1 protein-coding gene is annotated in these 885 nt (G+C 36.8%); it reads left to right on the forward strand.

The window, feature by feature from the left end; all coding sequences use genetic code 11:
• The coding region (locus BLO31_RS21300) for a hypothetical protein (RefSeq protein ID WP_217495149.1) at nucleotides 1-307 on the forward strand (307 nt) is incomplete at its 5' end.
• Between the last annotated feature and the right edge of the window lie 578 nt (nucleotides 308-885).

Raw genomic sequence — 885 nt, forward strand, 5'->3', positions numbered from 1 at the left:
TGATTATCAGGAGACTACGATTGATGAAACGAAGAAAATAGGTTCGAATGTTTTGTCCGCTATGTCAATTCCAGTTGGATTTGTCGCTCCTCCAGCAGCTGTTGTTATGTCGGGGGTAGCGTATTACTTAGATGACTCTTGGTCAAACTTTATTGGCTTATTAACTGGCCCTGTAGGAAAAGGTGCCTCCTATCTGGACGATGCGATTTATTTTGGGACGCCTGTTATAAAACAAACGGTAGAGAATGTAGGTACAGTTAATGATGCCGTATTTATAGGGTGTAATACGGTGGCTGATTGTGACTAGTTATAAAGAAAGGTGGGATGAAGCAACGTACAATTTGGGTGTTTGGTGCGCGATAAGTGTTCTTTTTGCAAAGGGGTGGTTTTTATTGGGGGTAGTGGCGACTATATTGTTTTCAATATGTATACAAAATATGAGGCTTTATTACTCTGTTCGCTTGATATATCCCAATATAGCATCTTGGGTGTTACTTTCCCTATCATTTCTAGGAGTGGGTTGTTGGACTGTAAATAAGTTGGAAATTGATACCGTGTGGAGGTTTGTGATGGCTTTTCCGGTATTTATCTATGCCTATTACTTCTCGACTAGAAAAATGAGGTCAATTTTTAACGAAAATAAGAAGTAGTATTTTGACCGAGTAAAGACGATATATAATTTATTGCTCTTTATTCGGTCGAAACCATAGAAAAACAACATTTTATTATCGTGTCTTTGTTAATAGCAGTATTTACCTAATCTTATTTATTTTCCACAGAGCATTTAAAACGTTAATTATAACCGTCTGTTCTAGTTATGCTTCTTAAAAAAATTGAGAATAACTATTATGCAAATAACGAATATGGCTATAGGAGGTGCGGCTG

Source organism: Vibrio sonorensis (assembly GCF_001854765.1).
In the GTDB taxonomy this organism is placed as follows: domain Bacteria; phylum Pseudomonadota; class Gammaproteobacteria; order Enterobacterales; family Vibrionaceae; genus Vibrio; species Vibrio sonorensis.